This is a genomic window from Pollutimonas sp. M17 (assembly GCF_025836975.1).
In the GTDB taxonomy this organism is placed as follows: Bacteria; Pseudomonadota; Gammaproteobacteria; order Burkholderiales; family Burkholderiaceae_B.
Window position 1 is genome coordinate 2,972,628 of sequence record NZ_CP107548.1, and the last position, 14,829, is coordinate 2,987,456.

The 14,829-nt window shown below is 63.4% G+C and carries 15 protein-coding genes; 9 read left to right on the forward strand and 6 right to left on the reverse strand.

The annotated features are described in order from the left end of the window. Window positions 1–6: 6 nt before the first annotated feature. A complete protein-coding gene (locus tag OEG81_RS14040) occupies window positions 7–1,113 on the reverse strand; it encodes a helix-turn-helix transcriptional regulator (protein ID WP_264129897.1) in 1,107 nt (368 codons plus the stop codon). 195 nt (window positions 1,114–1,308) lie between these two features. On the opposite strand from OEG81_RS14040, the gene OEG81_RS14045 reads away from it, so the two are divergent. From OEG81_RS14045 to OEG81_RS14075, 7 genes are all read left to right on the forward strand, one after another. Continuing rightward, window positions 1,309–1,809: a formate dehydrogenase subunit gamma gene (locus OEG81_RS14045; protein ID WP_264129898.1), complete on the forward strand. Its 501-nt coding sequence runs from the start codon at window positions 1,309–1,311 to the stop codon at window positions 1,807–1,809. Window positions 1,810–1,812: 3 nt separating this feature from the next. Next, on the forward strand, window positions 1,813–3,384 hold the full coding sequence (locus OEG81_RS14050) for a formate dehydrogenase beta subunit (RefSeq protein ID WP_264129899.1): 1,572 nt from the start codon (window positions 1,813–1,815) through the stop codon (window positions 3,382–3,384). Window positions 3,385–3,395: 11 nt separating this feature from the next. Next, complete coding sequence (gene fdhF, locus OEG81_RS14055) at window positions 3,396–6,314, forward strand: formate dehydrogenase subunit alpha (RefSeq protein ID WP_264129900.1); 2,919 nt, start codon at window positions 3,396–3,398, stop codon at window positions 6,312–6,314. Window positions 6,315–6,323: 9 nt separating this feature from the next. Next, window positions 6,324–7,184: a formate dehydrogenase accessory sulfurtransferase FdhD gene (gene fdhD / locus OEG81_RS14060; protein ID WP_264129901.1), complete on the forward strand. Its 861-nt coding sequence runs from the start codon at window positions 6,324–6,326 to the stop codon at window positions 7,182–7,184. Further along, entirely contained in the window at window positions 7,181–7,444 is a 264-nt protein-coding gene (locus OEG81_RS14065) for a formate dehydrogenase subunit delta (RefSeq protein WP_264129902.1), read from the forward strand. The genes fdhD and OEG81_RS14065 overlap by 4 nt, the downstream gene beginning before the upstream one ends. 168 nt (window positions 7,445–7,612) lie before the next feature. Continuing rightward, window positions 7,613–9,013, forward strand: coding sequence for an OFA family MFS transporter (locus OEG81_RS14070; protein WP_264129903.1), 1,401 nt, complete (start codon window positions 7,613–7,615; stop codon window positions 9,011–9,013). A gap of 12 nt (window positions 9,014–9,025) precedes the next feature. Continuing rightward, complete coding sequence (locus OEG81_RS14075; protein ID WP_264129904.1) at window positions 9,026–9,166, forward strand: MFS transporter small subunit; 141 nt, start codon at window positions 9,026–9,028, stop codon at window positions 9,164–9,166. Window positions 9,167–9,256: 90 nt separating this feature from the next. Here the strand turns inward: OEG81_RS14075 and OEG81_RS14080 are convergent, their stop codons facing one another. Next, window positions 9,257–9,718, reverse strand: a complete 462-nt coding sequence (locus OEG81_RS14080) for a universal stress protein (protein ID WP_264129905.1) — start codon at window positions 9,716–9,718, stop codon at window positions 9,257–9,259. A gap of 93 nt (window positions 9,719–9,811) precedes the next feature. Beyond that, window positions 9,812–10,153 carry a TIGR01244 family sulfur transferase gene (locus OEG81_RS14085; protein ID WP_264129906.1) on the reverse strand — a complete coding sequence of 114 codons (342 nt, stop codon included), beginning with the start codon at window positions 10,151–10,153 and terminating at the stop codon, window positions 9,812–9,814. 47 nt (window positions 10,154–10,200) lie between these two features. Between OEG81_RS14085 and OEG81_RS14090 the strand changes: the two genes are divergently transcribed. Further along, complete coding sequence (locus tag OEG81_RS14090) at window positions 10,201–10,791, forward strand: GNAT family N-acetyltransferase (protein ID WP_264129907.1); 591 nt, start codon at window positions 10,201–10,203, stop codon at window positions 10,789–10,791. Here OEG81_RS14090 and OEG81_RS14095 read toward each other — a convergent pair. Next, complete coding sequence (locus OEG81_RS14095) at window positions 10,788–11,633, reverse strand: ChbG/HpnK family deacetylase (protein ID WP_264129908.1); 846 nt, start codon at window positions 11,631–11,633, stop codon at window positions 10,788–10,790. The genes OEG81_RS14090 and OEG81_RS14095 overlap by 4 nt on opposite strands. A gap of 24 nt (window positions 11,634–11,657) precedes the next feature. On the opposite strand from OEG81_RS14095, the gene OEG81_RS14100 reads away from it, so the two are divergent. Continuing rightward, a complete protein-coding gene (locus OEG81_RS14100) occupies window positions 11,658–12,047 on the forward strand; it encodes a GtrA family protein (protein ID WP_264129909.1) in 390 nt (129 codons plus the stop codon). Here the strand turns inward: OEG81_RS14100 and OEG81_RS14105 are convergent. Both OEG81_RS14105 and OEG81_RS14110 read right to left on the reverse strand, forming a co-directional pair. Further along, window positions 12,007–13,641: a glycosyltransferase family 39 protein gene (locus tag OEG81_RS14105; protein WP_264129910.1), complete on the reverse strand. Its 1,635-nt coding sequence runs from the start codon at window positions 13,639–13,641 to the stop codon at window positions 12,007–12,009. The two genes, OEG81_RS14100 and OEG81_RS14105, sit on opposite strands and share 41 nt — an antisense overlap. A gap of 66 nt (window positions 13,642–13,707) precedes the next feature. Continuing rightward, window positions 13,708–14,697, reverse strand: coding sequence for a glycosyltransferase family 2 protein (locus OEG81_RS14110; RefSeq protein WP_264129911.1), 990 nt, complete (start codon window positions 14,695–14,697; stop codon window positions 13,708–13,710). Window positions 14,698–14,829: the final 132 nt, after the last annotated feature.

Genomic DNA, 14,829 nt, shown 5'->3' on the forward strand with positions numbered 1-14,829 from the left:
CCCGCCTCAGGTCTTGATGGCGGCCATGATGGCCGGACCGAATGCTTCTTCCAGCGTCTGCACCTGGCCCATGTGGGTGGCATCGTAGCCCACCAGCTGCGACACATAGGCCTGATACTGCTCGCCGCTCATCAGGTCGAACAGGCGCTGCATTTGCGGGGTTTCCAGCGTATCGCGATGGACGGCGAAAAAGTAGCGCTCCTTGACCAGCGGTATGAAGGCCAGACCGCAGCGCCAGGCGGCCGTTTCCACGCCGATGCCCACATCGGCCATGCCGCTGGCAATATGCGCGGCAATGGCCATGTGGGTGAATTCGCTGCTGTCGAAGCCCTGGACTTTCGTGGTGTCGATATCAAGCTGAGCCAGCATCAGGCCGACCAGGAAACGCGTGCTGGACCCGATCTGCCGGTTGACGAAACGCACGTCCGGATTGATGAGGTCGGCCACCGACTTGATGCCCTTGGGGTTCTCCGGCTTGACGAACAGGCCGGTGTTGCGCACCGCCAGGTGGATGAGGCGATGCTTGTCGGGGTTCAGCCAGGCGCTGTAGCGCTTGATGATGGGCAGTTCGTATTCACCTTCGGACACCTGGAAGCCGGCCAGATCGCATTCGGCGCGATCCAGCGAAGCCAGCGCCTCGATGGCGGTGCGATAGCGCAATTCCAGCGGCGACATGTCCATGCCGTTGGCCAGCTGCATCAGGCCTTCCACCGCAAAACCGTGGCTGGCATGCAGGCGCAGGCGCTGCTGGCTTTCCGGGTACAGCCGTTCGAGCTCTTCCTGCAGCTCGGACGCCATGCTTTCCAGCGTGGGCATCAGGCGCGCGTCCACGCGCCGATTCGCCCAGATGAGATGCTGGCCGAAGTTCGTCAGCTTGGTGCCCTGCCGCCGCGACGTTTCGATGAGCGGCGCTTCGAATTCCTTTTCGGCGTTGCGCAAAATGCCCCAGGCATGGCGGTAGGAAAGCCCACAGGCCCTACAGGCTCCGGCAATGTGCCCGGTGGCGTCGATGGCCGCCAGCAATCGCAAGACCTCGCTTAGCGCAAGCACCGTGCCGCTGGGTTTTTCGAGCACCCATTCGGAGCTCAACCGCGCCTTGAATTTGTACGTCATTTGTCGCCCGCCACTGTTCTAATATGTTTTCGATTTCCTATTTGGAAATTCTTTATATGTCTATTTTTTCCTATTGATTGATCGGCTTATCGCGAGTAGATTACCTCAAATACAGAATAAATATATATGCAAAATTAAACATATAAGAGACAAATATCAATAGAGCTCGCGCTCGCCATCATCGAGGGAAAGCGTATGCATACGCCGCAAGACAGCAGTGAATTCAACCCGTCCGACGAGACCGTGCAGCAGGCGGTCAGGCAGTCGCTGCAACGCTACGAAGGGCAGAAAGGCAATCTCCTGCCGGTGCTGCATGCCGTCCAGCACGAATTGGGCTATATACCGCCCAGCGCCGTTCCGCTGCTGGCGCAGGCCCTGCAGCTCTCGCGCGCCGAAATACACGGGGTCATCAGCTTCTATGCCCATTTTCGCGACCAGCCGGCGGGCGCTGTCGTCCTGGAGGTCTGTAGGGCCGAATCCTGTCAGGCCATGGGCTCCGACGCCCTGGCCCAGCATGCCAGCCAGCGCCTGGGCTGTGAATTCCACGCCACGACGCCCAATGGCGCCGCCACGCTGGAACCGGTCTACTGCCTGGGCCTGTGCGCCCAGTCGCCCGCGGTCATGATCAACGGCCGGCCGCATGCGCGCATGACCCCCGAAAAACTGGATCGCTTGCTTCAGGCCGAGGGGGTATAAGACATGGACGCCGCCATCACCCTGTTCGTACCCAAAGACAGCGCAGCAATTGCCGTGGGGGCCGATGACGTCGCCTCGGCCATCGCACGCGAAGCCGCAAGCCGCGGACTCTCCGTCGACATCGTGCGCAATGGCTCGCGCGGCCTGCTGTGGCTGGAAACCCTGGTCGAGGTGGAAACGCCCCAGGGCCGTGTCGCGTATGGGCCCGTCGAGCCCGCCGACGTGCCCGGCCTGTTCGACGCCGGCTGGCTGCAAGGCAAGCCGCACACGCTGGCCCATGGCCTCACCGAAGAAATTCCCTACCTGAAGAACCAGGAGCGCCTGACTTTCGCGCGGGTCGGCATCACCGACCCGCTATCGCTGACCGACTATCGGGCGCATGAAGGCTTCAAGGGCCTCGAGGCCGCGCTGGCCATGGCGCCCGCCGCCATCGTCGATCAGGTCGTCGACTCCGGCCTGCGCGGGCGGGGCGGCGCGGCCTTTCCCACCGGCATCAAATGGAAAACGGTGCTGGCCGCCGAAGCCGATCAGAAGTACATCGTATGCAATGCCGACGAAGGCGACTCCGGCACGTTCTCGGACCGCATGCTGATGGAAGGCGACCCCTATGCCCTGATCGAAGGCATGGCCATCGCCGGCCTCGCCGTGCAGGCCACCTACGGCTATATCTATGTGCGGTCCGAATATCCTTACGCCATCGCCGCGCTGGAAGCCGCCATCGCCTGTGCGCGCGACGCCGGCTGGCTGGGCGCCAGCATACGCGGCAGCGGCCGCGCCTTCGACCTTGAGGTGCGCTGCGCGGCGGGCGCCTATATCTGCGGCGAAGAAACCTCGCTGCTGGAAAGCCTTGAAGGCAAGCGTGCGCTGGTGCGGGCCAAGCCGCCACTGCCGGCCGTCAAGGGCCTGTTCGGCAAGCCCACCGTCATCAACAACGTGATCTCGCTGGCATCGGTGCCCATCATCCTGGCGCGCGGCGCCGCTTTCTACCGCGATTTCGGCATGGGCCGTTCGCGGGGAACCCTGCCCTTCCAGCTTGCGGGCAATCTGCGGCACGGCGGCCTGGTCGAGAAAGCCTTCGGCCTTACCCTGCGCGAGCTGCTCTACGACTTCGGGGGCGGCAGCGCCAGCGGCAAGCCTTTGCGCGCCGTCCAGGTGGGCGGACCGCTGGGCGCCTACCTGCCCGAATCGCAATGGGGCGTCCCGCTGGATTACGAAGCCTACGTCGGCATCTCGGCCATGGTCGGCCACGGCGGACTGGTTGCTTTTGATGAAACCGTCGACATGGCAAAAATGGCGGAGTACGCCATGGAGTTCTGCGCCATCGAATCCTGCGGCAAATGCACGCCCTGTCGGATCGGCGCCGTGCGCGGCGCCGAAGTCATCGACAAGATACGCCATAACGAACAACGCGAAGCCCAGGTCGTATTGCTGCGCGATCTTTGCGACACCATGCTGGCCGGTTCGCTGTGCGCCCTGGGCGGCATGACGCCCTATCCGGTTCTTTCGGCGCTCGAACACTTCCCCGAAGACTTCGGCCTGCCCGCCCACCAACCCGCAAGCACGCAAGCGGCCTGACGGAGACCACCATGCTAGAAACAGTCATCAAGCGCGATCGCGATTTCGGCACCCCGGCATCGACCAGCACGCAGATGGTTCGCGTAACCATAGACGGCACCGACATGAGCGTGCCGGCCGGCACCTCGGTCATGCGCGCCGCGGCCGAAGCCGGCATCAACATTCCCAAGCTCTGCGCCTCCGACAACCTGGAAGCCTTCGGCTCCTGCCGCCTGTGCCTGGTGCAGATCGAAGGCCGCAAGGGCTATCCCGCCTCGTGCACCACGCCGGTCGAAGAAGGCATGGTCATCTGGACGGAAACGCCGAAGCTGCACGAGCTGCGCCGCGGCGTCATGGAACTGTATATTTCCGACCATCCGCTGGACTGTCTGACCTGTCCCGCCAACGGCGATTGCGAGCTGCAAGACATGGCCGGCGTCGTCGGCCTGCGCAATGTGCGCTACGGATTCGACGGCGCCAATCACCTGAACGACACCGCCGACCTGTCCAACCCCTACTTCGCCTACGATCCGTCCAAATGCATCGTGTGCAGCCGCTGCGTGCGCGCCTGCGACGAAGTCCAGGGCACCTTCGCCCTGACGATCACCGGCCGCGGCTTCGACTCCCGGGTTACGGCCGGCCAGAACGACAGTTTCCTGGATAGCGACTGCGTTTCCTGCGGCGCGTGCGTGCAGGCCTGCCCCACTTCCACCCTGATGGAAAAAACCGTCATCGACCAGGGCCAGGCCGAGCACTCCATCATCACCACCTGCGCCTACTGCGGCGTGGGCTGCGCCTTCAAGGCCGAAATGAAAGGCCAGGAAGTCGTGCGCATGGTGCCCTGGAAAGACGGCCAGGCCAACCGCGGCCATTCCTGTGTGAAAGGCCGCTTCGCCTGGGGCTATGCCACGCACGAAGACCGCATGCTCAAGCCCATGATACGCGGCGATATCTCCGAGCCCTGGCGCGAAGTCAGCTGGGAGGAAGCCATCTCCTATGCGGCATCCGAACTGAAGCGCATACAGGCCAAGTACGGTCGCGACTCCATCGGCGGCCTCACTTCGTCGCGATGCACCAACGAAGAGACCTACCTGGTCCAGAAACTGGTGCGCGCCGCCTTCGGCACCAACAACGTCGACACCTGCGCGCGGGTCTGCCACTCGCCCACCGGCTACGGTCTTAAAACCACGCTGGGCGAATCGGCCGGCACCCAGACCTTCGATTCGGTCATGTTCACCGACGTGGTCATCATCATGGGCGCCAACCCCAGCGCCGCACACCCGGTATTCGCCTCGCGCCTGAAGCGCCGCCTGCGCCAGGGCGCCAAGCTGATCGTCATCGATCCGCGCCAGATCGAATTCGTCGACGCGCCCCACGTCAAGGCCGACTATCACCTGCCGGTCAGGCCGGGCACCAACACCGCCGTGCTGACCGCCATGGCCCACGTCATCGCCACCGAGGGCCTCATCGACGAAGCCTTCGTCGATGAACGTTGCGAAGCGCCGGCCTTCCAGCAATGGCGCGACTTCGTCTCGCTGCCCGAGAATTCGCCCGAAGCCATGGAATCGGTCACCGGCGTGGCGGCGGCCGACCTGCGCGGCGCGGCCCGGCTGTTCGCCACCGGTGGCAACGGTTCCATCTACTACGGCCTGGGCGTCACCGAGCACAGCCAGGGGTCGACCACCGTGATGGCCATCGCCAACCTGGCCATGGCCACCGGCAACCTGGGCAAGGAAGGCGTGGGCGTGAATCCGCTGCGCGGGCAGAACAACGTGCAGGGCTCCTGCGACATGGGTTCCTTCCCGCACGAACTGCCCGGCTACCGCCACATATCCGACGACACGGTGCGCCGCCAGTTCGAGCAGGACTGGGGCGTGACCCTGCAGCCCGAGCCCGGCCTGCGCATACCGAATATGTTCGACGCCGCCATCAGCGGATCCTTCAAGGGCCTGTACTGCCAGGGCGAGGACGTCGTCCAGTCCGACCCCAACACCCAGCACGTGGCCAAGGCGCTGGCGTCCATGGAATGCATCATCGTCCAGGACATCTTCCTGAACGAAACGGCCAAGTATGCGCATGTATTCCTGCCCGGTTCGTCCTTCCTGGAAAAGGACGGCACCTTCACCAATGCCGAACGGCGTGTATCGCGCGTGCGCAAGGTCATGGAGCCCAAGTCCGGAATGGGCGACTGGGAAGTCACCTGCGCCCTGTCCAACGCCCTGGGCTACCCCATGAACTACAGCCATCCGTCCGAGATCATGGACGAAATCGCCCGGCTGACCCCCACCTTCCAGGGCGTCTCGTTCAAGAAGATCGACGAGATGGGCGGCAGCGTGCAGTGGCCTTGCAACGCCGATGCGCCCGACGGCACGCCCATCATGCACGTGGACGAGTTCGTGCGCGGCAAGGGCCGCTTCATGATCACCAAGTACGTGCCCAGCGACGAGCGCAGCACCCGCAAATACCCGCTGCTGCTCACCACGGGCCGCATCCTGTCGCAGTACAACGTGGGCGCCCAGACGCGGCGCACGCCCAATGTGCTGTGGCACAGCGAGGATCTGCTCGAGATCCATCCGCAAGATGCCGAGGACCGCGGCATACGGGAAGGCGACATGGTGGCGGTGCAAAGCCGCTCGGGCGAAACTGTATTGCGCGCCAACGTGACCGAACGCGTGCAGCCGGGCATCGTCTACACCACCTTCCACTTTCCCGAATCCGGCGCCAACGTCGTTACCACCGACAGCACCGACTGGGCGACGGACTGCCCCGAGTACAAGGTCACGGCCGTGCAGGCGCGGCTGGTGACGGGGCCCTCGCAATGGCAGGCGAAATGGTCGCGCTTCAGCGACATCCAGCTTTCCCTGCTCGAGCAGCGCCAGCGCGATCAAGAGGCGGCATCGGCCGCCGCGGAGACGCCGAAGACGGCGCCCGTGCTGAGCCCCCAGGAATAAGGAAGCAAGATGAAGCCCGCCGGCCTGTCGCCCCCTGAACCGCAAGCCGCCGCCCCGGCGGGCAGCCGCTTGCGGCGGGTGCTGCGCGCCGGGGCGCAAACGCCCAGCCGCGACGAGACCGACCTTGTCGCGCAAGAGGTTCCGGTGGCGCTGGAATACAACGGCATCGGCCACGCGACCTTGCTGGCCTCGCCCACCGACCTCGAAGATTTTGCCTTCGGCTTCTCGTATACCGAAGGCATCATCCGCTCGGCCCGCGACATCTATGGCGTGGACATCGTCGAGCGCCCCGAAGGCATCATCATTCAGGTCGACATGGCCAGCGCCTGCCTGAATCAACTGAAGCTGCGCCGGCGCAGCCTGGCCGGACGCAGCGGCTGCGGGCTGTGCGGCATCGAAAGCCTGGACGAGGTTCGCCGCGACCTGCCCGCCCTGCCGGCGCCGCCGCAGCCGTTCTCCGCCGCCGCCATTTCAGCGGCGGTCGACCAGTTGCGGGCGCGGCAGCCGCTGCACCTGGCCACGGGCGCCACGCACGCCGCCGGCTGGGCCGGCCCCGATGGAAACATACGGCAGGTGCGCGAGGACGTGGGCCGGCACAATGCGCTGGACAAGCTCATCGGACACCTGATCCGCAACGCGCAGGACACGGCGCGGGGCATCGCCGTCATTTCCAGCCGGGCCAGCTTCGAAATGGTCCAGAAGACCGCGGCGGCGGGCATTCCCGTGCTGGTCGCGGTATCGGCGCCCACCAGCTACGCCATCCAGATGGCCGACGAACTGCATGTCCTGCTGGCCGGGTTCGCGCGCGGCTCGCTGTTCACCGTCTACAGCCATCCCGAATACCTAAGCATTCCAGGGAGCCCTACTTGAACAACATCGCACACCTGATCAGTCTGGCCAATCGCATAGGCCAGTTCTTCGAATCCTTCCCCGACCGCGGCGAAGGCATAGAAGGCATCGCCAACCATATACAGAAGTTCTGGGAACCCCGCATGCGCACCGCCATGCTGAACTTCCTTGAAGCCCAGCCCGACGGGCAGCTCGGTGAGACAGGCCTCAGCGAAATCGCGCTGCAGGCCATCAGCCAAAACAGGGAACGACTGACACCAAAAATGCCGACGACCGCTTAATTTTCCATCACTCAGCTTCATGCACAGCGCATCGGGTTTTCGTCCGATGCCGGGAGTCTTTTTGCCTTTTTTCAACACAGGAATCGCTCGAACCCGCCATCCGGCTTTTCTTTCCACTTCTGCACAAACGTAATACAGACTGCGCCAACGCAGTCGAAAGGAGACAACATGAGTACCCATTCTGCAGATCACGGCTTCTTCAGCAAAGAGCGCATAACCGCTCCGCCGGGCTTCAATCGATGGATGATCCCTCCGGCGGCGCTGGCGGTTCATCTATGCATAGGACAGGCCTACGCCTTCTCGGTGTTCAACAACCCGATGACCAAGCTGCTGGGCATCACCGAGTCCGCTCCGGGCGACTGGGACCTTCCCACCCTGGGCTGGATATTCAGCCTGGCCATCTTCTTCCTGGGGCTGTCCGCGGCCTTCGCCGGTAAATGGCTGGAGGAAGTGGGCCCGCGCAAAGCCATGTTCGCCGCCGCTTGCTGCTTCGGTGGCGGCTTCATGGTGGCGGCCATCGGGATATCGCTGCACCAGATATGGCTGGTCTATCTGGGCTATGGCGTGCTGGGCGGCGTGGGCCTGGGCATAGGCTACGTATCGCCGGTGTCCACGCTGATCAAATGGTTCCCGGACAAGCGCGGCATGGCCACAGGCATGGCCATCATGGGCTTCGGCGGCGGCGCCTTCATCGCCTCGCCCATGTCGGTGGCGCTGATGAAGCACTTCAGCTCGCCCACTTCGGTAGGCGTGGTCCAGACCTTCGTCGTCATGGGCGCCCTGTATTTCTGCTCGATGATGATAGGCGCCTTTGCCATACGGATTCCCGCCGCCGACTGGAAACCCGACGGCTGGACTCCGCCGGCCAACCAAAGCGCCATGATCTCCCGCAACCACGTGCATATCGACCAGGCCCTGAAGACCCCGCAGTTCTGGCTGCTGTGGTGGGCGCTGTGCCTGAACGTCACGGCGGGCATCGGCGTGCTGGGCCAGGCATCGGTCATGATCCAGGAAAGCTTCAAGGGCGCCATTACCCCGGCCGCCGCCGCGGGCTTCGTGGGCGTGATGTCGCTGGCCAACATGCTGGGCCGTTTTTTCTGGTCGTCGGTCTCGGATTACGTAGGCCGCAAGAATACCTACTCGATCTTCTTCGTGCTGGGCACGGCGCTGTATTTCGGGGTGCCCGGCATGGGTTCGGCCGGCAACGTGGCTCTGTTCGTGCTGTTCTACTGCATCATCATCTCGATGTACGGCGGCAGCTTCTCGACGGTTCCCGCTTACCTGGCCGACCTGTTCGGCACCCGCTATGTGGGCGGCATACACGGACGCCTGCTGACTGCCTGGGCCGCCGCCGGCATCTTCGGCCCGACACTGGTGAACTACATCCGCCAGTATCAGGTGGATCACGGCGTGCCCGCGGCGCAATCCTATACCGCCACCATGTACTTGATGTCCGGCCTGCTGGTCATCGGTTTCATCTGCAATATGCTTGTCCGTCCGGTTGCCGCGCGCCACCACATGGGCAACGAACAGCAAGGCCAGATGACGCCGGCCATGGCTACCAAATAAGGGAGATTCACTATGGAAAACACCACCAGCACCACAGCCGTCCGCTCGACGACCTCGCCCATCCTGCTGATTATTTTCTGGCTGTATGTGGGCATACCCCTGGCCATCGGCGTGTGGGAAACGCTGCTGAAGGCCGCCGCCCTGTTCAAGTAGGGCCGGCGTCATCGAGCTGCAAAAAAACCCGCCTGTTTACAACAGGCGGGTTTTTGCATGTGCCCTAAGCAAGAAATGCCGGGCGGCGCCCTAGGCCGATTCCTTGACGCGGTATACGAGTACAGCGGTTTTGGCCAGGCTGAGCACCTTGATGGTCACGCTGCCCAGCAAAAGCCGTGACAAGCCGCTGCGGCCATGGCTGCCGATGAAGATGAGGTCGCAGCCTTCTTCTTCAGCGGCCTGCACCAGGCCGTCGGCCACGTTGAAATTGGATACTGCCTTGGCCTTGGCCTTGACGCCCGCGGTTTCAGCGCGGTCGAGCACCGCCTTCAGGTATTTTTGCGCCTGTTCCTGGGCGGTCTTGTCGTAGTCTTCGTCGGTGATGGCATAGGCGGCGGCCATGCCATCGAAGCCGACCGTGGCGGCAAACGGCTGGGTGACATACAGGGCGACGATTTCCGCGCCTGTTTCCCGTGCAAAGCAGACACCCTTGTTGGCAGCTTGCGCCGACAGAGCCGAGCCGTCGGTTGGAATAAGTATTTTCTTGAACATAGGGTTGGCTCCCAATCGGTAGTGAGGTGCCAACAGCTTAACCCCAACCGCCGTGAAAAAACAGTCGGTATATACGCGGGGTTTTGATCTGCATCAAAGAGAGCGGGCTGCGTTGAACAGATGCGTGCAGCGCGTGCCCGTGCGGCAGTAGGCCAGCACCGGCGCGGGCAGGTCTTTGAGAAGCCGGGCGAACTTGACCACGTCGTCCTGGGTCATGGCCCCACTGACCACCGGTTGATACTCGACCGCCAGGCCGGCCGCGCGGGCCGCCGCCATGACCTCGGACGAGGCGGGCTGGTCTGGGCCGCCTTCGAGGTCGGGCCGGTTGATGATGACGCTTTTGAAGCCGGCGTCGGCCACGGCCTGCATGTCGCCGGCGGACAATTGAGGTGCAACGGCGAAGGTTTCGGTAAGCGGGTTGATGGGTACTGACATGGGAAGCTCCGGATGTTTATACTTGCGATTCGATTAAGGAAAATAGTATGACCAGCGCCTCCGCAGTGCAAGCCCCCGCACAGGTGTCCAGCACCGACGGACCGGCGCGGGGCCGGCTGCTCGTACGCGACGCGCAAGCCGACGACATGGCCCAGGTGCAGCGTATATACGCCCACCACGTATTGCACGGCACGGCCACTTTCGAGGAAACACCGCCCACGCTCCAGGAAATGCGGGAAAGGCGCGAAAAAGTGCTGGATCTGGGCATGCCCTACCTGCTTGCGGAACTGAACGGCCGGGTCGTGGGCTACTGCTATGCCTCGCCATACCGGCCGCGCGTCGCCTACCGGTACACCATCGAAGACTCCATTTACCTGGAAGACGGCCAGTCGGGCAAGGGCCTGGGCAAAGCCTTGCTGTCCACCCTGATCGAGCGCTGCGAGCAAGGCCCGTGGCGGCAGATGATCGCCGTCATCGCCGGCCACGACAACCAGGGTTCCATCGGCCTGCACCGCAGCCTGGGCTTTGCCCATGCCGGCACCCAGGCCGCCACCGGCTTCAAGTTCAATCAGTGGATCGACGTCGTCTTCATGCAGCGGGCGCTGGGCGAGGGCAGCGGCAGCAAGCCCGCCGGCTAGCGCCCCGCCGCGCTTGAAGGCCCGGCGCCGCGTGCCGGGTCCAGGACGATCCCGTACTCTTTCAGCCAGCCGCCCACCGCATCGCTGCGCAAGACCTGGAATTCCGCAAACCGCTGCGCGCCCAGCCCGTCGCCCGCCAGTGCCTCGCCGGCCGGATGGCACATGATCGCATCGCCCTCTTTCGCCAGGCTCAACCAGTGACGCAGCAAGCCCGCATAGGCCGCTTCCCCGCCCTGGAAGCCGTACACCCCCAGGAAGCGCCGATTCAGCCCGAAACCCCGGTTGCGGGCCATGCGGCCGAAGCGGCGCGCTCCCAGCACGTCGATGATGCGGGCCTTCAGGCGCAGGGCCGCCGGCAGGCCGGTCAAGGTTGCGCTGCGGGTGTAGCGCAGCCACGGGCGCGCATCGGCATAGCGCCGCTCGAGCTCCGCCAGCAGCGTGCCCCGTATCTGCGGAAACTGGTGCACGTGCTGGTGGCCGTCGACGAAATCAGGACGCCGCCCCATCGCGTCCTCGAATGTGTCCAGCTGGCTTGCGATCTGGGCCTGTATACGTCCCGGATCCAGGCGGCGCAACCAGGTGCGCGCAATCAGGGCCGGCACGGGCAGATACAGGCCGGGCTGCCCCATCGACTCTGTGAAATTCAGGTGCAATCCCGTTTGCAGGCCGGGACACTCCAGCAAGAGAGGTGCGCTGGCCGAAAACGAGGGCCCCAGCGACAGGCAGCTGGTGGCATTCAGGCGGCCCGATCGCGCCAATTCCAGTATGCCGGCATCGATGGCCGGATTCATGCCAAAATCGTCGGCGCAGATCACAATACGCTTTTGTTCAATTTCGGGCACCCGCTCTCTCCGGAAACAATAACGATGCAAAAACTCGTACGGCAACTGGCCTGGTTCATCGCCGTGGGCTGCGCCGCCGCCGCCACCCATTGGCTGGTGGTTGTCGCCGTCGTGTCGGCCGGCGGACTGGCGCCGCTGGCCGCCAACGTGGTCGGCTGGCTGGTGGCCTTCTGCGTATCGTTCGCGGGCCATTTCCAGCTTACCTTCAAGCACCACAAGGCTCCTGTGGCCCGGGCGGCCCGGCGCTTCTTCGCCGTATCGGCCCTGGGCTTCGCCGTCAATGAACTGGCCTATGCCTGGCTGCTGCGCGCCACCAATCTGCCCTACGACATCCTGCTGGCCCTGATTTTAATCGCGATAGCCGGCATGACCTTCATTCTCGGCCGGCTTTGGGCATTCCGGCACAAAAGCTGAGCGGCCCGCCCGCGGGCACATACCAGGCCCGCAGATTGCCGTCCTCGACTTCGGCCTCCATGGCTTTCAGGAAGCCATAGCGTTCATGGCTGCCGGAATCGCCGATCAGCCACAGGCCGACCACATGGTTGGTGCACAGCTTGGCCGTAAGGTCTTCGGGCGAAATCAGCAGGCGGCTGCCGGCCTCCGGCTCGAACTTGCCGGCATCGTAAAGTTCGCGGCGCCAATTGTCGGTATGCTTGAGTTCGGGATCGTCCCACCGGGACACGACGAACGACGTCTTGCCCGCACCCAGGTAAAAATCCAGATCGTAGCGAAAGCGTTCCAGCATCACGGTCTTGTCCGACGGCTGGTAGTGGGCCTGCAGCTTCTGGGCCAGGCCTTTCGTGCCCGGCTGAGGCCAGCCCACCATCACCACCACGGCCGTGGCGCATATGGACAGCGATACGATCAGCGACACCATGAACGCCTTCAAGGCGCGTCGCCCATCGTTCGCCTCCAGGCGGGCGGCGAAGGTCTCGGCAATGAAGTATGCCAGGGGGGCCAGCGCGGGCAGGATGTAGCCGACCAGCTTGGAATTGGGCAGCGAGAAGAAGATCAGCACGACCAGCAGCCAGGACAGCATCAAGCCCCGCAAGGCGGCATGCCGGGGATTTTTCCAGTAGGCCCTGTTGGCCAGCCGCCACAAATGCACGGACCAGGGCAATGTCAGGCCCAGCAACACGGGCCCATAGAACCAGAAGGGCCGGGCATTGTTGAATCCCTTCTCGAGAAAACGCTCGAAGTGCTGATAAACGATGTAGTAGTCCAAGAAGCCGGGATAGCGCTGCTGCATGGCGATCATCCAAGGCACGGCCAGCAGCAGGAAGACCGCGATGCCGGGCAGCCATAGCATGCGCAGCATCGTATCGAAGCGCCGGCGTCCAAGCAGCCAGAAGAACACGATGCCGCCGGGCAGCACCACCCCTATCAAGCCCTTGGCCAGGAAGCCCGCGGCGGCCAGCGCATAGGCAAGCGCCAGGGAAGCGCGGTAGGCCTGGCCTTGCTCCAGGCGGAACACGGCGGTGGCACCGGCAATGACGGTTGCCGTGATGATGCCCGCAACCGTCATGTCCAGGTTGGCGTAGTGGGATGCCCCGAACAGCAAGGGCGCCGACATCAGTATGAAGGCCGCCAGCACGGCCACCCGCTGGTTGACCTGGGCCTTCAGGAACCAGAACAGCAAGGTTACGGTCATGGTCGCGCCGGCGACGGAAGCCAGGCGGGCCGACCACTCGTTCACGCCGAAGACGTTGAGCGAGAGGGCCGTCAGCCAGTAAAACAGCGGCGGTTTGTGGAAAAAGGGCAGACCGTCCAGGCGCGGCACGGTGTATTGATTCGCGCTGAGCATGTTCCAGGCAACGCCGACGTAGCGGCCCTCATCGGGAAGCAGCAATGGATACAAGCCTGTGGTGGCGCCGAGCCATACAAAGGCAATGGCGCAAACCACCCAGGTCGATTGCACATTGAGCATATTGGACACTGACTGTAACAACCCGCCCGTATGGTGTTCCGGCCGGGCCTGCCCCGGCAGTGTCGCTTCTTGAGTTTGCATGATCGAGTGGAAAACTGCTCTAGAGGGTAAGGACGGCGGTAAAGAAAGACGTGGACGACATGCCGGCTAGCGGGCCCGGGCCGGCGCGTCGGCGGGCAAAGGCGCTGTGCTTCGCGCCAGGCCTTTGCCGCATTGCTGGCGGACCAGGTAGACCGGACGGTGCTTGACCTCGCCGAAAATGCGCGCGATGTATTCCCCCAGCACGCCCACGGAAATGAGCTGGACGCCGGCAAAGAAAAGGACAACGGTGATCAGCGAGGCCCAGCCCTGAACAGGATCGCCGAACATCCAGTAGGTGACGACGATGAACAGGCCGTAGGCGAACGACAGCAAGGACAGGCAGATTCCCACCAGGCTCAGCATGCGCAAAGGCCAGGTGGTGAATGCCGTGATGCCATCGATGGCAAAACGGAACAGCTTGAACGGCTTGAACGTGGATTTGCCATACAGGCGCTCGGGAGGCGAATACAGCATGGGTTCGGCCTTGAAGCCCACCCAGGCGAACAGCCCCTTCATGAACCGGTTGCGTTCGGGCAGGCGCAGCAGCGCGTCGACCACCATACGATCCATCAGCCGGAAATCGCCCGCGTTCTCGGGCACCTGCAGCCCGCCCGACGTACGCATCAGCTTGTAGAAGAACCGTGTGCCCATGCGCTTGAACAAGGATTCGTCATGGCGTGTGGCGCGCACCGCATAAACCATCTCGGCCCCCTCCTGCCAGCGTTCCAGCATTTTCGGAATCAGCGCGGGGGGGTGTTGTAAATCTGCATCCATGCAGACCACAACCTGGCCGAGCGCGGTCTCCAGACCGGCGGTCAAGGCGGCTTCCTTGCCGAAATTCCGGGAAAGCTGCACGTACAGGATTTCGGAATGCCGGGATGCCCAGTCTTGCATGGTGGCGGGCGTCCCGTCGGTGCTGCCGTCGTCCACCACCAGGATTTCGTAGGTGATGGCCAAGGAGTCCAGGACCGCTATAAGCTGAGGCAACAATACGTTTAGATTGGCTTCCTCATTCAGGCAGGGAATCACGCAGGTGAGCGTGGTTGGATGGGGCATGGACAAAAGACGTAGTAAATTCGTGACCGAATCAAAACACGGGCCGCGTGAAATTCGCGTCGAATAAATATTACAAAATGCAGCAAGCGCAAATAATAGCGTAAAACCTCGGTTTGCCGTTAGTGCTATATA